General features: G+C 52.7%; 17 protein-coding genes. 9 read left to right on the plus strand and 8 right to left on the minus strand.

Annotation, left to right across the window (positions count from 1 at the left end; translation table 11 throughout):
- Positions 1-70: 70 nt before the first annotated feature.
- Together HMPREF3164_RS04510 and mfd are read right to left on the minus strand one after the other, a co-directional pair.
- Entirely contained in the window at positions 71-352 is a 282-nt protein-coding gene (locus tag HMPREF3164_RS04510) for an amino acid transporter (RefSeq protein WP_070449192.1), read from the minus strand.
- Positions 349-4,038, minus strand: coding sequence for a transcription-repair coupling factor (gene mfd, locus HMPREF3164_RS04515; protein WP_083297339.1), 3,690 nt, complete (start codon positions 4,036-4,038; stop codon positions 349-351). The genes HMPREF3164_RS04510 and mfd overlap by 4 nt, the downstream gene beginning before the upstream one ends.
- Before the next feature lie 988 nt (positions 4,039-5,026).
- Between mfd and HMPREF3164_RS04520 the strand changes: the two genes are divergently transcribed.
- From HMPREF3164_RS04520 to HMPREF3164_RS04565, 9 genes are all read left to right on the plus strand, one after another.
- Positions 5,027-5,737, plus strand: coding sequence for an IMS domain-containing protein (locus HMPREF3164_RS04520; RefSeq protein WP_168160752.1), 711 nt, complete (start codon positions 5,027-5,029; stop codon positions 5,735-5,737).
- Positions 5,738-5,854: 117 nt separating this feature from the next.
- Positions 5,855-9,487: a fibrinogen-like YCDxxxxGGGW domain-containing protein gene (locus HMPREF3164_RS04525; RefSeq protein ID WP_070449197.1), complete on the plus strand. Its 3,633-nt coding sequence runs from the start codon at positions 5,855-5,857 to the stop codon at positions 9,485-9,487.
- Positions 9,488-9,787: 300 nt separating this feature from the next.
- Positions 9,788-10,582 (plus strand): CDP-alcohol phosphatidyltransferase family protein, encoded by a 795-nt coding sequence (locus tag HMPREF3164_RS04530; protein ID WP_070449198.1) that lies wholly within the window; start codon positions 9,788-9,790, stop codon positions 10,580-10,582.
- Between the two features lie 2 nt (positions 10,583-10,584).
- Positions 10,585-11,517, plus strand: a complete 933-nt coding sequence (locus tag HMPREF3164_RS04535; RefSeq protein WP_070449200.1) for a glycosyltransferase family 2 protein — start codon at positions 10,585-10,587, stop codon at positions 11,515-11,517.
- Positions 11,517-12,830, plus strand: coding sequence for an O-antigen ligase family protein (locus tag HMPREF3164_RS04540; protein WP_048753460.1), 1,314 nt, complete (start codon positions 11,517-11,519; stop codon positions 12,828-12,830). Before HMPREF3164_RS04535 ends, HMPREF3164_RS04540 begins: the two co-directional genes overlap by 1 nt.
- On the plus strand, positions 12,830-16,468 hold the full coding sequence (locus HMPREF3164_RS10870) for an oligosaccharide flippase family protein (RefSeq protein WP_083297340.1): 3,639 nt from the start codon (positions 12,830-12,832) through the stop codon (positions 16,466-16,468). Before HMPREF3164_RS04540 ends, HMPREF3164_RS10870 begins: the two co-directional genes overlap by 1 nt.
- 3 nt (positions 16,469-16,471) lie before the next feature.
- A complete protein-coding gene (gene pssD, locus HMPREF3164_RS04555) occupies positions 16,472-16,945 on the plus strand; it encodes a PssD/Cps14F family polysaccharide biosynthesis glycosyltransferase (RefSeq protein ID WP_070449202.1) in 474 nt (157 codons plus the stop codon).
- Between the two features lie 276 nt (positions 16,946-17,221).
- Complete coding sequence (locus HMPREF3164_RS04560; protein WP_070449204.1) at positions 17,222-17,932, plus strand: glycosyltransferase; 711 nt, start codon at positions 17,222-17,224, stop codon at positions 17,930-17,932.
- A gap of 237 nt (positions 17,933-18,169) precedes the next feature.
- Entirely contained in the window at positions 18,170-18,673 is a 504-nt protein-coding gene (locus HMPREF3164_RS04565; protein ID WP_004006161.1) for a DUF2505 domain-containing protein, read from the plus strand.
- Between the two features lie 124 nt (positions 18,674-18,797).
- On the opposite strand, the gene HMPREF3164_RS04570 is transcribed toward HMPREF3164_RS04565, so the two are convergent.
- The 6 genes from HMPREF3164_RS04570 to HMPREF3164_RS04590 form a co-directional block, all read right to left on the minus strand.
- Complete coding sequence (locus tag HMPREF3164_RS04570) at positions 18,798-19,337, minus strand: FAD synthase family protein (protein WP_070449206.1); 540 nt, start codon at positions 19,335-19,337, stop codon at positions 18,798-18,800.
- A gap of 210 nt (positions 19,338-19,547) precedes the next feature.
- Positions 19,548-20,780: a hypothetical protein gene (locus HMPREF3164_RS04575; RefSeq protein WP_070449208.1), complete on the minus strand. Its 1,233-nt coding sequence runs from the start codon at positions 20,778-20,780 to the stop codon at positions 19,548-19,550.
- Between the two features lie 36 nt (positions 20,781-20,816).
- A complete protein-coding gene (locus HMPREF3164_RS04580) occupies positions 20,817-21,146 on the minus strand; it encodes a hypothetical protein (protein WP_013398662.1) in 330 nt (109 codons plus the stop codon).
- Between the two features lie 106 nt (positions 21,147-21,252).
- Positions 21,253-22,572, minus strand: coding sequence for a hypothetical protein (locus tag HMPREF3164_RS04585; RefSeq protein WP_070449210.1), 1,320 nt, complete (start codon positions 22,570-22,572; stop codon positions 21,253-21,255).
- A 35-nt stretch (positions 22,573-22,607) separates the two neighbouring features.
- The gene (locus HMPREF3164_RS11190) at positions 22,608-22,775 is read right to left on the minus strand and encodes a hypothetical protein (protein ID WP_168160753.1); all 168 of its coding nucleotides are present in this window, start codon (positions 22,773-22,775) and stop codon (positions 22,608-22,610) included.
- A 22-nt stretch (positions 22,776-22,797) separates the two neighbouring features.
- Positions 22,798-23,445 (minus strand): hypothetical protein, encoded by a 648-nt coding sequence (locus HMPREF3164_RS04590; protein ID WP_168160754.1) that lies wholly within the window; start codon positions 23,443-23,445, stop codon positions 22,798-22,800.
- Positions 23,446-23,552 lie beyond the last annotated feature (107 nt).

Consider the following 23,552-nt stretch of genomic DNA (forward strand, 5'->3'; position numbering starts at 1 on the left):
TTCTTATCTGCCGGACGGTATCACAGTCTATAAGAAATGTGACACCGTCCGGCAATCTGTTGCTCCCACGCTATTCCTTGCTGCCAAACCTTACCGGTCCGCTCGTGCCAAATTCTCCGCTGCGAACCTTAGCTCGATGGGCTGTATAAAACAAGAGGGCAGGTGTACCGCAAGCAACCGCGATCAGCAGGTACGCCACTACAACGAAGTACACCGTTAACCCGTATGTGCCGAAAAAGACCCAAGCAATCGTGCCTAAGGTGACAATGCCTAGCGCCGCCCATCCCACGATACTCAGCAGAAGTCGCACCCAGCCTTTCGGGGTGCGCGGGGTAGGTGCCGATGGCATCATGACTCCTCCAATGCTTTCGGGTCTGCCGAGTAGATAGAGTTAATGAACTTCGAGCACCATTCCAACATAGGACCGTCAATAAGGTCCACGCCACCGACCGGCAGAGTCTTAGGACGCGGAACCAGCGTCAGCCACGTGCTCAGACCCTTCGGCTGGGTGTGGGTTGAGCCAGGATACACACGTTTGAGGCGCATCTGCCGTGATTCCGGCAGCGGCTCACCGCTGACCACGCGCAGTTTCGGCCCCAGCGCAGTAATCTCATGGATGCCTGCTTCCCGTGCTTCGCGGCGCAGCACCGCCACCTGAAGCAGATTCTCTACGGGTTCGGGCAAGGCACCGTAACGGTCATGAAGCTCTTCGCGTGCCTCCGCGATCTTCTGATCGGTGTCTGCGGAGGCTATCTGGCGGTATGCCTGCAGGCGTAGACGTTCCGCATCAATATAATCATGCGGAATATGGGCATTAACGGGAAGATCAACCTTAACCTCGACTTCGGTATTCTCCTGTTCGCCGCGGAAATTTGCCACGGCTTCTCCCACGAGACGCAGATACAGATCAAAGCCGACACCTGCGATATGCCCGGACTGTTCGCCGCCGAGCAGGTTACCGGCGCCGCGAATTTCAAGGTCTTTCATCGCCAGCTGCAGTCCGGCACCCAGCTCGTTATGGGTTGCTACTGCTTTGAGGCGTTCATGCGCAACTTCACCCAGGCTCTTATCCGTCGGGTACAGGAAGTAGGCATAAGCCCGTTCACGCCCGCGACCCACACGCCCGCGCAGCTGGTGCAGCTGACTCAGTCCATAATTCTGGGCGTTATCAACAATCAGGGTATTGGCATTTGAAATATCCAATCCAGTTTCCACGATGGTTGTACACACCAGAACATCGAAGCGTCGCTCCCAGAAGTCCACGATAATCTGCTCAAGCCGAGATTCACTCATGCGCCCGTGTGCCGTGGCGATGCGTGCCTCCGGCACGAGCTTACCGATTTCGGCGGCAACAGTATCAATATTCGCCACCCTGTTATGGACGAAGAATACCTGCCCTTCCCGCATAAGTTCGCGTCGAATAGCGGCAGTAATCTGGGCATCAGTACGCGGCCCCACAAAAGTGAGCACGGGATGCCGCTCTTCCGGTGCGGTCGCCAACGTTGAGGTTTCCCGAATACCGGTGAGCGACATTTCGAGCGTGCGCGGAATCGGGGTGGCGCTCATGGCAAGCACATCCACATTAGTGCGCATCTGCTTGAGCTTTTCCTTATGCTCCACACCAAAGCGCTGTTCCTCATCAATAACGACGAGTCCAAGATCCTTGAACTTCACGTTTTCCGAGAGGATGCGGTGGGTACCAATCACCACATCTATACTCCCGGAGGCAATATCCTCCACGATAGCGCGGGTTTCTTTAGCTTTTTGGAAGCGCGATAGCACCTTAATTTTGATGGGGAACCCCGAGAAACGCTCGGTAAAAGTCTCAAAATGCTGCTGCGCCAGCAGGGTTGTGGGTACAAGTATGGCAACCTGTTTACCATCCTGCACGGCTTTGAAGGCAGCCCGAATAGCGACCTCCGTTTTACCGAAGCCAACATCCCCGGAGATCAGGCGATCCATGGGGATTTCCTTCTCCATATCCGCCTTAACCTCGTGAATAGCGGTGAGCTGGTCGGGAGTCTCATTATAAGGAAAAGATTCCTCAAGTTCCCGTTGCCAGGGAGTATCTTCTGAGAATGCATGACCGCGCGAAGCTTGCCGCGCCGAGTAGAGTTTAACCAAGTCAGCAGCTATCTCTTTGACTGCTTTACGTGCGCGGCTCTTTGTCTTAGCCCAGTCGCTCCCGCCCATTTTAGAGAGGGTCGGGGTTTCGCTTCCCACATAGTGCGAAATGAGATCCAGCTGGTCGGAGGGTACAAAGAGGCGATCAGGGGCTCCCCCGCGTTTTGAAGGCGCATACTCGATCACCAGGTATTCTTTCAAAGGGGTTTCCCCATGTTTTGAAGACACTCCAGCGACTGGGCGCGAAGCCATTTCAATGAATTTACCGATACCGTGGCGTTCGTGCACCACATAATCGCCAGGGGTTAACGCCAGGGGATCGACGGCGTTACGTCGTTTACGGGGTTTGAGTTTTTTGCCGCTCGCGCCACGTGGCGCGTAGGTGCCGCGCCTGCCCAAAATTTCACCTTCAGTCAAAACAGCAAAGCGTGCCTCAGGAATTAAAAATCCGGCAGAGGCTGGGGTCTCACAAACTTCGACGACTCCGGGCTGTAGAGCGCCTTCCGTTCCCCCGTCGAGGGTTTCCCGACGTATGGCCGGAATTGGGTCTTCTCCTGAGATACTCTCGCGGAAAAGTTCGATGAGGCGGTCGGTGGATCCTCGCCCATTGGTAAGCGCCAGTACCGTCCAGCCGTCACGAACCAGCGAACCAACCTCGTGAAGCATTTGTTCTACCGAGCCGGTGAAGGATGCTGGAGCCTGTGCCGCGACCGTCATAGTTGGGATGTCGTCGTCGGGAGCATTGTTGAGAAGATCTACACTATCGACAAGCTCGGTGATTTCCCACCAGGATAGGTTACGGTCCAAAGATTCCTGCTGGGTCGCGGCAATCGTGTGGAACCCGCTGTCGCTGACCCGAAGCTGTCCCAAGTCTATAGGCGCACGCGAGCCCGCATCAGCGGAAGCATCCCAAGCGGCCGCTAAAAACTCCTCATTGGTTGCCACAAGGTCTTCGGCACGGGCACGCACCCGCTCAGGTTCCAGAGAAATAATGAGTGATTCTTCGGGGAGCAGAGACACGAGAGTCTGCATTTTATCGACAAGAAGCGGGGTTAGAGATTCCATGCCTTCGACATAGATACCTCCCGCAATCTTCTCAAGCATGCTTGATGCCGCCGGATAGTCCGTTTTGAGTCGGGCAGCACGTCCCATAACTTCCGGGGTAATAAGAAGCTCACGGCATGGGAGTAAAGTAACGTGCGTTGGGTGGTCTGCTTCTTGCCCTAGAGTGCGCTGGTCTGCCGTTGAGAAGTAACGTATTTCGTCAAGTTCGTCGCCGAAGAATTCCAAGCGAACCGGATGCTGTGCGGTAGGTGCAAAGACGTCGATAATACCGCCTCGAACCGCATATTCACCACGCTTTGCTACGAGATCTACACGCGAGTATGCGGCATCTGTTAGACCTTTAATGACGTCTTTGAAAGAGTATTCTTCACCGCGTACTAGGCTTACCGGTTCCAGGTTCTCAATACCAGCCACGAGAGGCTGAATGACCGCACGTACCGGAGCTATAACAACCTGTGGAGTCGGAGTTTCAAGATGAGTTATAGAGCGCAGAACATTCAGACGTTTTCCCACGGTATCGCTGCGTGGCGAAAGCCGTTCATGCGGCAGAGTTTCCCACGCGGGAAAGCTCTCGATATGGTGATCGGGCAAATATGAGTGCAGGGCATGCGCGGTATCCTCAGCCTGTCGCTCGGTTGGTGTAATAATGAGCGTCAGCGGAGTTTTTCCGGTTCTGGACTGGCGCCGTACTGCAACGGCAAGATCAGCTATAAGGGGTGCCTGTACACCGGCAACGGCGCCAATCAGGGTTTGGACAGGACGTTCCGCAGCGGGAACATCGCAGGCTTCAAGAATATGACGGTAGGAGGGCTGTTCTGTCAGAAGACGGCTCAGTCCAGTTAGTTTCACGGATACTCCTTCTACCGGATGCGGTGGCATTCAAGGCGGCGTCTCCCAATAATGCGTGCGCTCTATATTGCCACGTTGATGCGTTTGGGTACCCGTCTATCTTATACCGTAGGGGTATCTCGTTCAGGCTTTTTGTCTATCTCCTCGACTACAGCCGGTGAGGCGGGTCTTCACGACAAAATCTATTGTTCGTCGGTTCCTATCTGCTCATATTTTTGAGGATGGCATGCGAAATGCATATTTTTAACTGTTCATGAGAGTGTCCTTAAGGTATATCCCCTTGTAAATCCTGGTTTTAAAGCTGTGGCTAGGAAATTTATAGTAAGGCTTGCCCACCTCCCTTCTCCCTTGTTATCACAGGGAACCTGTTTTCTGGGGGTATGTACTATTATTTTTTATTTGATAGGTAAAGTATGTGCCAAGTCTCAGAACGTATATTGAGTGCATATTTATAAATTTAAGAGCTTTAGATATCTTTCAAGTAGACTCAGTTGCCGAAACCCAACTCTACCCATGCCCTGCGAAGTTTTATAGGTATTTTATGGGTAAATTTCTATATGTGAGGACAACTATCAACTTTGTATCGAAACAACCATTTACACCTTTCTTTTGATAAGGGTTCATAAAATATTTATTAGGTTTTCTTATAGTATTTGTCCACCCCTCGGACTATCCGTGAGTATTGTGACCTCACCGCGGTCACAACTCTCGTTCGCTGTGCTAGCCTATAGGTATCCACGGAAAGTTCTGTGCCTTCATGGCGCGGTGTAGCCCCATGGAAAATAATAAAAACCAACGGGTACTCCCGTCGGCAATAGCAATTCACTCACTTACAATTACACAAAGGGTGGGTTGTCGTTATTGTTGGCAGAAGTGCCTTCACTTTACCGATAACCAACCACCTTACAACTGAACGAGAAAGATCGTGCTTCGTACGTTTTCTTCACTTCCGAAACAGCGACGGGCAGCAACGGGCTTACTTCTGAGTTTGTCTCTGATAGTCCCCCTCGCGGCATGCTCTCAGTCATCAGATCAACAGACTGCGAGCCCTGACAGCTCAGCTTCAGCAAGCTCGTCATCTTCTGCTTCCAGCGCATCTAGCGCTTCTTCCGCCCCTTCTTCTTCTGAGACTGCTACTTCTTCCTCTGAATCTGCACAGGCTGAAGTTCCTGCGCAGGACGAAAATTATCCCCAGGCAGAGCAACTCAAAGACGCTAAAACTGTCTCGACTGACGCTGCCGAGGTTAAAGAAGTCAACGGTCTCGTAAACTCCTATGAGCAGACCATGTCTTCTGTTCCAAGCGCGCCTGAAGGTTCAGCAGATACTGCTTCATCAGATTCCGGTCAACCCCGGCAGTTTCTTGATGAGGCAACCATGGACTCCATCAACAAGGTAGCTGTAGACAACGCCGCTGAAGAATACGCGGCATCCGCTGCCGAGTACGCCCAAAACGGTTGGCATTACGAGGGCACCAGCACGGTCGTCGGCAGCCCCAAAGTTGCCGAAGGAACCTACCAGGGCAAGCGTGCACGATTCGTCGAAGTGTGCCTGGATTCCTCCCAAGTCAAGACCAAAGACAGCGCGGGTCGGGAACTCCAGAGCGGAGGCAAACGGACTCTCAATATATATACGCTGGTCGAATCTGACGGCACGTGGAAAATAGCCCAACACGACTTCCCTAACAATCCCGATTGCTAAGCACATGGTACGTCGTACCTACAGGCATCGTAAGGCCGTTTTATCCTTCGGTGTCTGCCCGTGTTTATTCCACTCCTTCAATACGTATTCAGCATTCAACGGAGGTGCAATAAAACCATGAAATTTGCTAGAAAAGCGACTACGGCGGTAGGGCTTGCCCTGACGCTTGGACTTTCCGGGCTAGCCCCGGTAGGTCCCGTAGCCTACGCTGCTGAGGATGCGGTCGTTCACGACGGCTCCTCCAGCGACAAGGCAGCCGCTTCCTGCTATGAAGCTAAACAAGTCAACAAGGATGCAAAATCCGGTAAGTACTGGCTGTACACCCCTTCGATGTCGGCTCCACAGCAGTTCTACTGCGACCAGGAGACTAACGGCGGCGGTTGGGTTCTGATTGGTCGCGGCCGTGACGGCTGGACCGAGAACTACCACGGTCGAGGTGCTGCGTCTAAGCTATACACTAGCCCTGAGGGTGACGACGCAATGACTCCGGTACAGCTGCCCTCTACCACTGTTGATGAGCTGCTGAACGGCCAGAAGCCGCAGGATCTTGAAGATGGCGTGCGCTTCCGCCGCGCTCTGAATACTGACGGCACGGAATGGCAGAACATCACGGCGCATCGTGATCAGACCGAGCGTTGGACCTGGGCTCTGCGAAGCAACAATATCTGGTCCAATATTGACGTCAGCGCGGATAACCCCCAGTACATGCAGAGGGATCGTACCCACTTCGACAAGACCGAGGGTCATATCCAGCAAAATGGTACCTACTCGGTGCTGAACTTTGATGAGCAGCGTGAGCAGGGATGGAAGCTCGGCTTTAGCTACAGCCGTGATGTTCGTGCTAACGGAAATCGCAATGAGAGCGCAAGCAACTCATATCTGTACCGCCCGAGCGGTTCCAACGCTACTCCCTTCGCTTTCACTCAGGTCTACCTGCGCCCGAAGCTAACCCAGCAGAACATGGGGGCACAGGCTATTGGCGATAACGGTACCGCGGCAAGTAACCGCCGCGCACTGCCCAAGAGCGGTTCTATGCCATGGAAGTGGCGCACAAGCGATAAGTCTGGAACCGGTAACGTCAACGAAATGAACACCTACGTTCAGGCTATTACTCAGGTAGGCGACACTGTCTTCACCGGCGGTGACTTTGCATACCTGGAGTCTGCAGCCGGTGCTCATGTGGATCAGTCTTATCTTGCTGGTTTCAACGTCAATACTGGTGAACTGGTGCAGACCTTCAAGCCGAAGTTCAATGGTCAAATTAAGTCTCTTGAGGCTCTGCCGAACAACAAGTTGGCCGTTGGTGGTGAATTCACCGAGGTTAACGGCGAAAAGGTGCCCGGTTTTGCGGTGCTTGACCCCGCAACCGGACAGCTTGACCGCGAACTGAACCTGCAGGTTGAAAACAATGTTTCCGGTTCAGCTCTTTCTGTGAAGACTCTGCAAGCTCAGGGGGATTACCTGTACTTGGGCGGTACGTTTACCCATCTCAAGAGCTCAGGAACCCCCAATAAGGTTTACTCCCGTAACGCTGCTCGCGTGAAGATCTCCACCAACCAGGTTGATCGCACGTGGACCCCGCGTTTCAACGGAACAGTAAATGGTATGAGTGCATCGGCAGATAACTCCGAGGTATTTGCCGCCGGTTACTTCACCGAGATGAATGACCAACGCGCATTCCGTGTGGCACGTATCCTCGATTCCGCCAAGAAGGTCGGCACATGGGAGGTCACTCCCTCATACCTTCCGGATCCACAAACCCGCGAGAAAAGGGTGTGGGGCTTCCACTTTGACGTTCAGGATGCTGGCAGCTCCGTATGGCTTGGTGGTACTGAGCACATGATTTCTCAGTACACTAAGAACGAACCAATGACCCGTTTGAGCTCGAGTATTACCCGCAACGGCGGTGATTTCCAGGATCTGCATCTCAACGGTAATAACATCTACGGCGCCTGCCACTGTGGTGACTTCCTGTACCAGGGCAGCGGCACCCACGACTACGCATGGCGTGGTTCTACCGTGACCGACAGCATCCGTTTGGTTGCTGCGTTCGATAAGGACAGCGGTAAAACTCTCCCCGAGTTCGCTCCTACTCTTAAGGGTAAGAGTGGTCATGGCATCTGGGAATCCTTCGTGGACTCCAATGGTGTACTGTGGGTTGGCGGCGATTTGAACCGCTCCCTAGGTGAAAATGGTGTGCAGCAGGAATCTGTTGGCTTCGTACGCTACGCACCACGCGATGTTACTCCCCCGCCTGCTCCGAGTAACCTGACCGTTACTCAATCCGGTGATAACGATCAGCTGAACTGGAGCGCATCTGGCGAGGCGGGTGCACGTTACCATGTGCTCCGTAACGATCGCGTGATTGCTACTGTGAACGGCACCAGCTACAGGGTAAAGCACACCGACAACGCTCGTTACTTCGTGCGTGCGGCTGATGCAAACGGTAACTACTCTGCTTCTACTTCGGTTGCTGTATCTGGCAAGAAGGCTGAGCAGCCTAAGCAGGAGAACCCCAAGCAGGAGAATCCGCAGCCTCAGCCGGAAAACCCTAAGCAGGAAGATCCTAAGCAAGAGGACCCCAAGCAGGAACAGCCCAAGCAAGAGCAGCCTAAGCAGGAAGATCCTAAGCAGGAGGCTCCCAAACAGGATAATCCTAAGCAGGAGCAGCCCAAGCAAGAGGATCCTAAACAGGAAGATCCCAAGCAGGATGACAATAAGAATATTGTCAATCCTCAGCCGGAGAACCCCATCCAGGACGATCCCAAGCAGGAGCAGCCTAAACAGGAAGATCCTAAACAGGATGAACAGCCTCAGCCGGAAAACCCTGCGACAGACGATCAGGTTCAGCCCGCTGATCCCAACGATGATCTGAAACCGAACGAGCCTAAGCAGCAGGAGAACCCGAAGCAGGAGCAGCCTAAGCAGGAAGATCCTAAACAGGACAACCCCAAGCAGGAGCAGCCCAAGCAAGAGGCTCCCAAACAGGAGCAGAAGCCCCGGGGCGATCAGGTTCTCGTCGATAGCGGTTCTTCATGGGTCTACCGCGTAGGCAGCGACCGCGCCGAAAGCGAATGGAAAACTCGTTCATGGCTCGGCGGCGCATGGTCTCGCGGCAAGGCTCCCCTGGGTGCTGGCTCGGTGAACGTTGAGACCGAGGTGAATACCTTCTTTGGTACTCCGATGAGCATCTACGCCCGTAAGGACGTTACCCTCACGAAGGAACAGGCTCAGCAGTATCTGAAGCTCACCACCTACGCAGATGACGGTACTGTGGTTTATGTCAACGGCAAGGAAGTTGCTCGTAAGAACATGCCGCAGGGTCGTATCTCGGCTAATACCCCCGCAACCCAGCGTCCGGAAAGCCAGAACGCTCAGCTGTTCTCAGTTGACGTTCCTGCTGAGTACCTGCGCGAAGGTCGCAACGCAATCGCCGTTGAGGTTCACGCTAACTCGCACTGGAGCAACAACATCAGCTTCGATATGCAGGTTATTTCCACCGCGCAGCACCAGAACCCCCTTCCTGAAGCACAGAATCAGGAGGATAACGGTCAGCAGCACCGCCCTCAGGTCTGGTACTGGTACTACCCGGAGTACTACGGCAACTATGGTAACGGTGACTACTACGGTCGTCGTAACCAACGCGTAGCCTATAACTACGATCACCGTGGTTTTGGTTACATGGGTGGCTTCGGTTATGCCCACGGATTCTTCGGTCGTGCATTCTACGACTACGGATTCGGTTGGTAATCACCTAGCCCCTTTGTAGGGACTGCATAAACGCTCCTGTAGCTGGATTTAGTATTCGGCTACGGGGGCGTTTTTCAGCGCGATACCGTCTTCAATGTTTGACTAAGAGTCAGCAAAATAAGGCGCGCCTGGCAAAGTCCTACTTTTTAGAGCATTTTATTTCTATAATCTTTATGACTTACTTTTTGCTCGGACACTCGGTTTTAGATCGCATGTCTTCCGGCGGGCTTAGGTAACAGCAAACGTCGTCATCACCCGCGGCACCACCTCAAACTTTGATCACCGATTAGGATTCTTCACATGGGTCACATCACTACGCCAAGCACAGCAAAACGCCCCGGCTTTTCGGATACTCTGAGAGCGCTTGAGCAGGCGCAAAAACCAGGTATTGGAGTTCCCGCATACACCCGATGGGTAAACCGCAGGATTGCACGCTATTTTGCTGCTGCCGCTGTCTCCCTCGGTATTACGCCCAACGGCGTTACGGCGGTCAGCGCTGCTGTCTCGGCGGCAGGTGTTATCGTTCTTCTAACCGCTCCCCCAACAATCCTGACAGGCGTTATCGTTGCGCTTCTGTTTGCCCTCGGTTACGGGCTTGATTCGGCGGACGGGCAGGTAGCCCGCGTGACCGGCGCATCCTCACCTGCCGGAGAATGGCTTGACCATGTAGTAGATTCCATGCGAGTACCCACCGTACACCTAGCGACGCTGGTAGGTTTTATCCGTTTTCCCGAGTACTTCTCTGCATCACATACCGCCGATGGTTTTCCCGGTGGCTGGATTCTTTGGGCACTGCCCATGACATTCACAGTGCTCACCGCCGGACATTTTATGAGTCAGATTCTCGCTGAACAGCTTCGCAAAAACCGTAAAACTGCGGCGCCTTCGACCGGGGGTAACCTCCGTTCCTTCATCAATCTGCATATGGACGCCGGTACGCTCTGCTGGATCTACATTTTTTGGGGTTTTGGCGTGCTCTTCGTCTTCGTCTATGCGCTTCTTTTCTTGGCAAATGCGGCGACCGTTTTGCTGTCTATGCGCCGTAAATACGTCACGCTTGCAACCCCCGCATCGTCCCCCTCGCAGGAGGCATAACCGTGAAGTTTGAATCTTCAGCTCCCGCCGTAAGCGCCGTGATCGCAACTAACGGTAAACGTCCCGAAACTCTGCGCACTGCGGTACGCTCTATTCTCGATCAAGATTATGCGGAGTTTATCGAGGTTGTCGTGGTGTATGACCGGGTAGAGCCCGATCTGCTGGAAGACGTGCAGGTTCCGGAAAATCGGAAGCTCATTACGATAGCAAACACACGCACGGGCGGTCTTGCGGGTGGTCGTAACAGCGGGATTCTTGCCGCCACTGGAGAAATTATTGGTTTCTGTGACGACGACGATTATTGGATGCCCACCAAGCTGACCGAACAACTCGCACTGTGGAATGCTCACCCGGAGGCGGTCGCGGTTTCTTCGGGTATCACCGTTCGCTCGGGTGGGCGTGATATTGAGCGGCTGGCGCCTAAGCGTGCATCCTTCGATGACTTTCTGCTCTCACGCATTACGGAGATTCATCCTTCCGCTATGCTCTATGCGAGGCAGGATCTTGTGACCGACCATCTCGGTTTAGTCGATGAGGAGCTGCCAGCTTCCTACGGCGAAGACTACGATTTACTCTTACGAGCAACCCGCTACGGCGACGTTTTTTCAGTGCAGAAACCGCTTATTCTGGTGCTGTGGGATCGTCCCTCATTTTTTGCTGGTAAGTGGCAGGCTATGGCGGACGGGCTTACCTATATATTGCAAAAATTCCCCGAATTTGAGCGTAGCCCGCGTGGACTGGCACGTATTGCCGGGCAGATAGCTTTTGTGCATGCGGCGCTCGGTCACCGTGATCTTGCTCGTTCCTACGCCCGTTCGGCCCTTAAACGCGATAAAAAGCAATTACGTGCCTGGGCGGCATACGTGGTAGCACTGGGGATTGTGAAACCTCAGCTGCTTCTTGATCTCGTTCAGAAGACAGGAAGAGGTCTGTAATGTCTACTGCTCTAGCTCTTCCAACCCTCGGTGCTTCAAGGAAGCTCGCGTCTACACCCGCGGCGGGCGGTGCATCCGCACAGGCACCCCGTAAACGTCTTCCTGCGTGGCCTCTTCTCACCCTGTTCTATGGGTTCCCGGCATTCTGGGCGTTGGGGCTGCTTCAGATCGTGCCGCTGGTGCTTTCGGTTACGATGGTCATTTACTTGACTATCCGCGGCGGCGTGCGAGTGCCCCGCTCGCTCTGGATATGGGCTGCGTTCATCTTCTGGGTGATTGTCTGTACCGTCTCGTTAGAAGATGTGACAGACTATATCGCCTGGACGCTGCGCTTCGTCAATATTCTCAACGCGGGCGTGTATGCGCTTTACTATTTCAACGCTAAAGAAAGCATCTCGATCAATCAGCTCTTGGGCAGTTTAACTGCTTTGTGGGTTACGGTTGTCGTACTCGGATGGGGCGGCGTGCTCTTCCCGGAAGTGCGCGTTCAAACACCAATGAGCTACGTCGTGCCACAGAGTTTCATGTCGAACTCTTTGGTGAAAGACTATATGCTCCCACCCTTCGCGGAGGTTCAAAACCCCTGGGGAGCGCCCGAACCCTACGTGCGCCCCGCCGCGCCTTTCCCCTACGCCAATAGCTGGGGTCTTGCCTTTACCGTGCTTACGCCCGTGATGTTCGCATTCTTTGCTCGCACACGCTCGTGGCTTCTGCGCATCTTTTTGGCGATCGTCCTCGGAGCATCGGTCGTGCCGCTCGTTGCGACCAGTAACCGCGGTATGTTCATTGGTCTGGGTTTTGCGACTGCATACGTCATTATTCGCCTGATTATTGGTCGCTATTGGGGCCTGGTAACGGCGGCCGGGGTGATGGTTGTCGGGGTGGTGACCGCGTTAATTGCCTCCGGCACGGTGGCAGCTATTTTGGGTCGTCAGCAATATTCGGACTCGACCGGCGGTCGCGCGGCGCTGTACCGCTCAACCTGGGCAGCGTCCTTAGAGTCTCCCATTGTGGGGTATGGAACTCCCCGCATGGAATTGAGCGTGGGTGTTTCGATGGGTACTCAGGGGTATCTATGGACTCTAATGTTCTGTTTCGGATTTGTGGGTCTTGCTATATATGCCCTCTTTATTCTCAGTATTTTGGGTGAAGGGTTGAAGGTGCGCACCCCCGCCGGATTCTGGCTGCATTCCATTCCGGTCTGCAGCTGTGTTGTCATTATTTTCTACAGCTTCGATGTGGCACAGCTGAGCGTTCTTCTGCTCAGCGCTATGGCCTGCATTCGTGCACGATATTACAGAGAGGAGCTTTAATGGCACGTCATGCTTCTTTAGCACGCAGTGGATCGCTGGCTTCTCTCTGTGTGATGTACGGTGCCGGTATTGCGTTCGTTACAACCCTCGTGGTCTCAAACGGAATCGGCGCCGCCGGTGCCGGTGAATTCTTCCGTCTAATGGCGCTCTTTGCGATCGGGACCTCGCTCTCGGTCTTCGGCGCGGATACCGGGCTTGTACGCACGATGTCCGCACAGCGTGCCCTAGGACGATACTCTGCGCTCCCCCAGCTTATCCGCTTCGCTCTTTTCCCCTCGGTACTTCTTGCCGTTGTTGTAGCCCTCGCAGCGCTGGTGTACAGCTTGATCATGCCGGGAAGCGACGAATACGCCACCGCTCTACGGGTGAGCGCTCCGTTCCTGATAATTGCCGCTGCCATGACGGTGGGGTTCGGAGCATTACGCGGTCTAAACCAGGTAGTGACATTCACCCTCCTGCAGAACGTGGTGCTCCCGACTCTCCGTCTAGCGGGTGTAGCTCTTGCGGTGATTCTCGCGGGTTCTCTGATGGGCTTAGTATGGGCATGGACTATTCCGGTGATTATCACCACGGCAGTCACCGCATACCTGCTCAACCGCCCTCTTCCCGAAGAAATGAGCCAGGATACGCCGCCCACCACGAACGAGCATCAGGACGCCCCAGAAGAAACGCTGCGTTCCTTTTGGATGTTCTCATCTGCCCGCGGTGTTGCCGCCATTGTCGAGACCGCACTCGAATGGATTGATGTGCTGGTTATCGCAGCATTCCTCGGACCGGCTGCAGGCGGTGTATACGGCGCGGTAAACCGGTGTGTGCGTGTTGGCACTATGGTCGAACACACCGGGCGCATCGTGACCGGACCATCGATCAGCGCGGCTCTGGCAACCCAAAACTTGATTCGTGCCCGTGAAATCTTCCTCGCGACCACCCGCGTGCTCACCGCCCTAGCCTGGCCTTTCTACCTTTCACTTGCTTTCTTCGGCCCGGTTTTGCTGCGTTTCTTTGGTAAAGGTTTCGAGTCTGGCGCAGGTATTCTCTGGGTTATCTGCCCGGCGGCGATGCTCGCGATGAGTGCGGGCGGCGTGCAGTCAGTTCTGCTTATGAGCGGTAAAAGCCGTTGGCAGCTTCTCAATAAGCTCTCGGCTCTGGTTCTGGCGATTATCCTGAACCTTACCTTGGTTCCGTTATGGGGGCTCTATGGTGCCGTCACCGCTTGGGCGGCGGCACTGCTGATTGATACGTTCTTAGCAAGCTACCAGGTCTTCAAGCTGGTGGGTATTCGCGCTACCGTCAAGGAAATGGCTCCGGCGCTCATCCTTGGCGGTGTGGTACCGACCGTATGCGCCCTTATTCCGCTTGCGGTTCTGGGGCAAAGCCTAGTAGCTCTTGTGCTGTACCTGGTTCTTCTGGTTCCAAGCTACGGCTACCTGCTGAAGCGCTTCCGCAAGCCGTTGGGCGTTGAACGTTTCCTCTCGGCCCGCAAGAAGCCCGCAACCGCAGAAGAAGTTGTTGCAGCCCAGACCCCGGAAAACGCGCCTACCACGGTGATGGCGATCGTTCGCTCCCCCAGCAAGTTTTCAGCGGTGCGTGCCGCCATTGCTCAGGGGCGGCGTGAGGCGTTCCCGCAGTATACCGATTCCGGTGCCGATGCACAGCGCTTGAATGATGCGCTTGCCCACGGAGCAACGATGGTTCAGCTCGTCGGGGTTTCCCCGCAGCATCCTCAGCGCTCTTCCAGCATTGCTTCCGCCGTTACTGCGGCGCTTTCAAAAACACCACCGGCGCAGTCTTCGGATGCGCAATCTCAGCAACATACCGCAGCTGAGACACATCTGTCAGCTACGCCTCCCGCCGAGGGAACGGCGGTTCACCACGAACAACTTCACGAGAAGGGACAAACTCCGCACATGGGGAGAGAACAAGAGTCTGCGCCGCAGGCTAACGCATCGTCGCAGGATCACAGCAACCCCCAGACGGGGAAAACACCGCATATCGAAAAATCGCCAACCGTACCAATATTCCTGGGTGCGGCGGCTGGCGACAAGCCGGGTTCACCCGATTCTGCGGTTGGTACCCTCAGAAATGCTCTGCCGCAGGATTCTGCACAGCCTGAAGCCGATAAATCTCCCGAGCCAGCTCGACCCGTGCAAGCCGTGAAGAAGCCGAGGCTTCCTGCGATTGCACAGGCTACCGCGAATGGTGCCCCGGATACGCCCACGGGCATGATACCTGTGCAGCCCGCCGCTAAGACTCAGGCGACACCAGCGGAAAGCACAGACGCCGAAGCCCAGGCGAAATCCTCTGAAGATACGACAGACTCTCACAACACAACACCGATCACGAACCACGAACGACCCAGGATTATCGTTCAGAAAGAGAACACCATGGAAAATTCGAGCACTTCCGAGAAACAGCCTTCGGCATCTTTGCTTGAGCAGGTTCAGCGCGTATGGCGCCATAAGCTCATTGTTCTTATTCCGATCGTGGTGATGGCGATTCTTGCGGGCACCTACGGAGTGATTTCGCCTGCATCATACGCCGCGAAATCAACTGTGGTGGTTTATCCGCTCGTGAATGACCCTTCAGGAACAGGCAGCGCGAACTCCGTGAAGGTCGATATTAACACCGAGTCCCGTGCGGCGAGTTCCCGTCAGGTTGCCGAACGTGCTATCACCAAGGCTCAGGCTAACCAAGAGGGTCCTAATTACCAGGAGATGAACGTTGATAAGCTCGTGGCTGCCACGAAGGTAACGGGTACTTCGCAGTCGGCCGTTTTGGATATTGAGGTGACTCTGCCTAACGCTAAGCAAGCGGCTGACTACGCGAATGCCGTGGCTGCAGCCTACCTAGAGGTACGCAGTGAAGGCCTCAAGGCGACTGTGGAGGACCGGCTCAAGAAGCTCGATGAGAAGATTGACGAAGCAAAAAATAGCACTACCATCCCTGCCTCCGAACTTACGCAGCTTCGTGAGCGCCGTTCTCAGCTTGAGCTGATTTCTCAGGAGGGCGGTCGTGTTGTATCCTCGGCTCAGGTTCCAAAGAGCCAGAAGGGTCTCTCCCCCATGGTTCTGACGGTTGTGGGCGGTGCCTTCGGTCTGCTGGTGGGTATTGCTGCGGCATACATTTATGACCGTTCGATGCGTACCTTGGGCTACGCTGGTCGTCTCAAGGAGATGGGTATCGATTCGCATGAGCTCAAGCCGAACGACGCCGAAGGCGCGCTTTTGCTGCTGCACCGTGTAGGCGCTACGGATGGTGACCTCAAGAAGGCCGGTTATGCCGGTATTACCCTCAGTTCTGCATCCGGCAAACTCGCTTACCGTATGTACCAGGCTCTCTACACCGCGCTGCCAAGCGATCAGGTGCGTTTTATCGACTACAAGTCGCTCAAAGACAGTCACTCGCTGCAGAACCCCGAGAAGTATGTTGCGGGTAATTCCATTCCCGTTGTGGTTGATTTGGGGAATTCCGCTACGCTTCCGCAGGTTGTGCGCTTCAGCAGTGCTACTCGTCTGTGCCTGATTCCGGTGAACAAAGATACTAACCGGGCAAAGCTGCGCGAGCTCTTCTCGTACCTGCAGACTCTTGAAAATACCGTGAGCATCGCAGTATTTATGGAACCGCAGAAGGAAGGGTAAGCGATGAATAATTCGTCGGATAAGTCCGCAAAGTTACTTCTCGTCTCTAGCAGCGGCGGGCATTTGAAGCATCTGACCGAGACCGCTTCTGCATGGGAAGACTACGAGCGAGTGTGGGTGAGTTTCAAACAGCCCGATGTTCAGGCGGCGCTTGAGAACGAGCGTGTACATTGGGCCTACTACCCTACGACCCGCAATATTAAGAACGCTATTCGGAATTTCTTCTTGGCTCTGAAGGTTATTCCTCAGGAGAAACCGCAGGCCGTGGTGTCTGCGGGGGCCGGGGTTGCGGTTCCGTTCTTCGTAGCGGCGAAGTTATTTCGGGTCAAGACCATGTACATTGAGTGTTATGACCGCCCAACGCTGCCGACGATGACGGGAAAAATGCTCTATATTCTGGCCGATAGCTTTAACGTTCAGAATGAGGAACAGCAGAAGAATTTTCCGGATTCGACGATTCTGCATCCGATTTTCTAGGGCGCAGCACCGCATTATATGCGCGGGCGTGGGATTAATAATTTTCACCGCTTTCATGACCGTGAAGTTTTACTTTAATCCTGCGTCTGCGCGTATATACTTAATACATAACAAACTGATAACAACATCTGCGGGCGAGCATTACCTTCGACTAACCACCGGAGTCAATCGCAGAAACTCTTCCGATTTACCAACCACTCGGGGTTAGCTGGCCTACTTCCACTCTTTAGGCTGACCGATTCCGCACTCACCGATTAGAGTTAGGATCAGACATATATGTCTATTCAGAACATGCCCCATACCGCAGGGCATAGTATTATTCTCGATCCGGCGAGCTTCACTCTCGCCCAGGCTCCCTCACGTCTTCCGGCGGATACTTATGATCTTGTGGTTTCTCTCGGAACCGACTATCACACCTTTGATCGGCTGCTACGGTGGGTCAAGGCTTATTTGGCGGAGAATCCTCAGGTACGGTGCCTCATTCAGCACGGTCATACCTCCCCCGTTGAAGGGGCAGATAACGTTAAACTTCTGCCTGCAGGCACCCTCAAACGCCTATATGCCAAGGCGCAGGTTGTGCTGGTTCAGGGCGGTCCGGGGTCTATTCAGGATGCGCGTGCCACCGGTGCTATTCCCCTCGTTGTACCGCGCCGCGTTGAGTTTGATGAAGTTGTCGATAACCACCAGGTCCCTTTCGTTACCATGATGGAGAAGCAGGGCGGCGCCGTTATCGTTGAGAGCCGCGCGGACCTGTTCGATAAGCTTACTCTAGCCTTTGAAAATCCCTCACTTTTTCATGCGGCACAGCCCTATGTGGCGAACCCAAGTATCGCAGCGGAACAGCTGGCGCAGGAGCTCGATAACCTGCTTTCGGGGAAGACTCGCCGTGCTGAGGGATATATAGCCCGTTTCAAGCAGGCAGCACGTGCCCACGCTGCGGGTAAGCAAGAAATGGCTCGAATTAACGCTATTACACCCAGCGAGTAGAATCTAAGTAGCTATCGGCGATATAGTGCACATGTATCCGCCGAGTTTTCAGACGTAAGGCTACACCGGAGCATCCGCCGCTATATGAGGTAGAAGACCGCACATATACGCGGGTGTTCCACTCAAGTTGTGCAGCCACGAAGGCTGTTACCTGTTAGGTACGAAAGCCTCGGAGCGCTTATCTTCCGGATAGGATGCCCGGGGCTTCGCACGCGCCATGGAAGGAAAAGAGAAAATATGGCAGTTCAAGAGTCCAACGACGTCAACGTGTCGGTTGAGCAGATCGCTGCGGCATACGCCAGCGAAGATTTCGCACGCTTTGTATGCAACGAGGTTGGTGTTAATTTCGTCAGCTTCAACCTTGACGGTGACCCCGCCGGTGAGTACACCATCACCACCGAGCGCACCATCCCCGCAGACCGCGTGCCGGATATTGCGAAGAAGTTCGTCTCTAACGGTGTGGGTATGACCCAGACCGATAAAGTGAGCGCACCCGCTGCCGACGGCACCCGCACCGTGAACACCGAGGTTAAGGTTAGCGGTATGCCTGTAAGCGCACAGGCTACCCAGACCCTCACTCCTGTGAGCGACAGCCAGGCACGTGTGGACGTCAATGGTGAGGTCTCCTGCTCGATTCCGCTGGTGGGCAAGAAGATTGCTGCCGCTGCCGAACCCCAGGTTGGTCGCGTGCTCAAGGTTCTTGGTACCTCGGCTGAGAAGTGGACCGCTCAGCAGGGTTAATTACTGACCTGCTAGTCTACCTGCTAAAAAGGCTCTTTATGTGAATGAAGCGGCGGAAAACCCGCTTTATTCGAATAAAGAGCCTTTTTCTGTTGGGTGCTGAATGCTAGCGACCGATGGGGCTTTAGGATGCTTCGGCTTCTGCCGCTCCCACGGCGGCCTCTGCTTTAGCGGCGACTACCGCCTCATGATAGGCACGGTCACCAAGAAGTTCGGCGAAGCGGCGCATCTCAACACGCAGGTCGTGCTCAGCTTCTAGCAGGTCAACAACTTTGCGGAGCTTAGTACTTGAGGTGTGCTCCGTATAGGGGAAGTAGTGGACGCTCACGCCGACCTCTGCGAAGCGTTTTTCGAGGGCGAGGCCCTGCGGGGTTCCTTTCCAGTCGTCGCCTTTGAAGAAGACGTTGAAGGGCTTCTGGTGCCATGTTTCGATCTTATCGGGGGTGGTTTCGATATAGACTTCGTCCACATAGTCGATATGGCTGACGATTGCGGCACGTTCATCAATGGGGATAACGGGGCGACGCCCCTTGGTCTGTTCGAGAACGTCGTCGTGCACAACACCGGCGATAAGGTAGTCGCAGTTTTCCTTCGCCTTGCGCAGGATTTCGAGGTGCCCGTAATGGAACAGGTCGTAGGCGCCAGCGGCGTATCCAATAATCATAAGAAACCCTCTCTTAGGGTACGTGCTTACGGCAGACGCCTGAGGCACATTCACACGGTGACTGCGCGGTTTTATACCGCACGTATAGCACCATCAGTTTACCAGCCGGAACGCTGTTCAGCTTCCGTCTGGATAACCGCAGGAACATGATAGGGACGGTAAAAAGGTGACTTCCCGATGGCTATGTCGAGAAGTCACCTTCTATATGAGCTACCCTTCGGTGAGATCTCCTGCTTGCCAAGCAAGGTGATCCTGCCACGAAAAGCCAGCAATACGCTCGCCATGAGCAAATAGCTCCCATGGATCGTTCACCGCGCCCGCTTGCAGGGTTAAAGTCCACAGGGAACCATCAGAAGCACGCAGTGTTATCACGGGGTTATACCCGTCTTCTGAACCGGAAACCTCAGTGATTACCGTTCCCTGAATTTGCCCCAGACTATCCGGAAAATGATTTTCCTGGGGCTCCTTGGGAACAGAGCCCTCTGCCGCAGTAAGAACACCGCTACAGTTAACTTGAAGTGCCCAATCCTTCCCAGATAAAACTGCGCAGGCGTCCTCACCCATGATCTCCACTGCATCAATGGTTAGCGGGAGGTGTGAACGCATACGTTCAAGTACTGAACGGGTATCCCACCCGGCAGGTGTCTCATCCGATGGTTCCAACGGGGCTGTGCCATCAGAAGGAACATACCCAAAATAGTGGCGTGCCTCGGCAAAACTATGAGGCACAATAAATTTCTTATTCTCTTCTACCTCAAATTCTGGTTTGTACCGATACACCGCCACGCTGCGACCCGTGTAGAAGTTCTCCTCATACGGGTTAATTCGCATAGCGTGCGCATAATCAATCAGCATATCCTCACTAAGGCGGTCAGGAATACGCGCAACCTTATATGCTTCTTCCTGCTCAAAGTTAATTGGGAGCCCCTCATGAACGAAACGCCACCGAGAACCCATCTCACGTTTAACCTCAACACATCGTCGAGCCCGTTCCGTGTGAATATCGCCGGGATTATCAGGCTGAAAAAGAACCTCAAACCGGCGACGACCCCGCACATTCACCCGAGAATCAGCATGAGAAGCTATAGGGTACCGATTCGGAACATTTGAGATCAGCACGCCGGTAGTATTCAGTAGTCGAGAGGTTGTGTGCACAATAGAATCTACATCGTTACTTGGCACACGATTTGTCAAAACCGAAACCCAATAATTTTCGCACTCAGTAAACACAACAGCATCACTGATACGACGCAGCGGCTCAAGGTACGACATCGCCGCAGCTAACCCGCCTGATTCAACAACCTCATACTGCATGCGGTAGCCCAGCTCTTGCTGCCAGTCGATATATGCCTGGGCGATATTCTGCAGATCCGCATAAATATAACCAAGTTCGTAGGTAGTGGGCTCATATGCACCGTTAGCTAACGTGTAGTGGGGATTCATAACGCTCTATTCTGTCGGTTATCGCTACGTAAGAATTTAGGATGCGGAACGGGTAAAGGTCTTCGTCGCGGGATCATCGTATTCCCGCACAGTACGTATTTCTATTCCTCCATGTTCTGGGTCATTAGCAGCTATACGCTGTGCCTTATACTGCGCGAGCTTGCTCTCTTCAGTCAACCAGAGAACATAGTACCGTTTACCATCAAGCGTGTACTGCAACTCGGGATGGTTATACCCTACTTGGTAGCCGTAAGCACTCTGCTGAGGGGCATTAACAAGAATATCCTCAGCACCCTGATAATGTAATTGCTCGATGGTGCGCTGTAAGTCATCATTCTGACTGGTAACGGGGCTTATAAGTGCCATGTATTTATTCCTTCGTCATGGGGCAGAGAATGTAATGATCTACATTAGCGATAGTATCGGATAGAGTTTGCAGGTGTACGAGTTTTCGTCACCAATGTTTAGGCTTTTACCTTTCGGTCTCCTGACAGCGTGCTTCTTTCCATGCTTCGTGAGCCTGCCAACTGGGGCCTTCGATAATCTGTTCCCGATTTTGTATGACACCCCATGGAGCATTTTCATCTTCGCTCAGGATGTGAATTACCCAGTCCTCACCATGAATATCGCGAACGGTAATAAGCGGATTATAGGCATCTGGTGTATCCGCTTCAACGGCAATTATCATGCCGCCTTGGAGAGCTTTAATAGGCTCTTGCTGATTCTTCGGAAACCCTTCCAGATGATCTTTCTCTCGCGCTGGAGCGATACGCCAGTCACAATCCACATAGAGCTTAAAGGAAGAATTATCTTTATTACCCGTGAAAGAGAAATTCAAATCTCCTACGCTAACCTGTTCAACCGGTAATGGCAACAATGCCTGTAGCTCACTCAGACGTAGAGAATCAGCCTGATATTCATCTAAAGGCTCGAATTCATCAGATTTTTTAGATTCATTCTTCTGGACACCATCAAGATAAGTTTTCGATGGGTCTTCATCATCACCATAGCTGTCGTAAAGCTTGTCGTACCCAAACTCAGCACGTGCTTCTCTAAAAGTCTTAGGTTCAAGCATTTGAGGTTCATCATGAAGCCAAGAAGCTTCTACTGTATATAGGATTACTGGCCCAGTATAGAACTCTGGATTATATGGATCTATCCCCACGTGACGAGCATATTTTACCAACAATTCAGGAGAAAATCTATCAACGATTTTACGTTTTTTAAAGACATTCAAATCTTCAAACTCTAGAGTTTCACCGCTTGAATGGAAACTCCATTTCTGAGTACCTTGACGACTAAGGTTTATCGTCCGCCTCCCCCAAAAATTATTACTTTTATATTTTTCTCCATCATAATAATTAAATACTATTTTTCCATACGATTCATAGTAGTCATCACCTTCTTTATAGTTTTTAGAGGGATAAATATTACGCACATAATCAAGAACGACACAATCTAATCCATAAATATTAGCCATATTATGCATAATAGTTGTATAATCAAGTGTTGTGGTTGCATTAGTCGAAACCATTGTCCAACCATTAAGACATTGAGCAAAAATAATTTTGCTTGCTACTTGCGTCAAAGGTAATAGAGATTCAAAAATATCTCCTTTTGATACGTCAATATCAACCGCTCGAAGGTCCCTGTAAGGCTTTATAAAACGATCTGACCAAGTTTTGTAATATTTTGCCGCATTCTGGTAATTAGCTTTAATGTACCCCAAATGATATGTATAAGGCTCATATTTACCACCGAACAGACGATACTGATTAACGCTATTACTCATAAAAATTCTTCCACACCTTTCAATATTTAATTTAGTTACTTCTTATATGGGTTAACAATACGTAGCTCAATGCCACCATGTGTGGGATCGTTAGCCGCAATACGTTTGGCATGCCCAATTTCACGTCCCGAAGTAGTACGATCCCATTCGACGTAGTATCGTTTACCATCTTTAGTAAATTGAAGATCTGGACGATTCGTCACATCATCTCTTCAGAAGATACAACTAACCCTCAGTATCCTTTGGGTCAACCGTTATACCTTTCAAGTTACTGATAGCGTCTTCTTTAGTCTTCACATACAAAGGATGCTCCGCCCCAGGGTCATCTTCATCGAAATCAGGAATCACAATCGCCCGACCCTCAAAAAACTCCAACACCTGATCAAGATGCTCTTGAGACACCTCCATACCATAAAGGATATTCGCAGGATCATACTCCCCATCCTCATCCTCCGAATACCGGTACCTCAACTCAGTATCCACAGTCTGCAACAACTTTGCAGTCCACTTCGCCATAAAATAGTCAACTTTTTCTTGATCTTGGAAGAACACATCATAATCCTTCAGAACAAAAAAGAACCCCTGACTCAAATCCAGCCAATGCAAATCCTCAAGATACTCATGAATCCAATCATCCGGCAACCGAGGAATCTCATACGGAAACTCAATAGCCTCAAAAACTATCATGGCATCTTCCTCAGAGCCTGAAGACTTTAAAAACTTTTCACAGGAAAGCTCAATAATTTTCCATCCCCGTTGCCGCAACAGCTCTAACTGCCGCTCTAAAACACCATCCTCCCGCACATAAACGACCGGGAAGAATGTTTCTCCGTAGCCATCATCATAAAACCCTATAGGTTCGTAATAATTCATAATATTTTCATTCCTTAATCAAAATAAACGTTTCATCATGGTTCGACATATAGAACATCAGGGCTGCCCACAAGCGACACCAATCAATCATAGACAACCCTGCCTTT

The organism is Rothia sp. HMSC08A08, assembly GCF_001808385.1.
GTDB classification, from domain to species: Bacteria; Actinomycetota; Actinomycetes; order Actinomycetales; family Micrococcaceae; genus Rothia; species Rothia dentocariosa.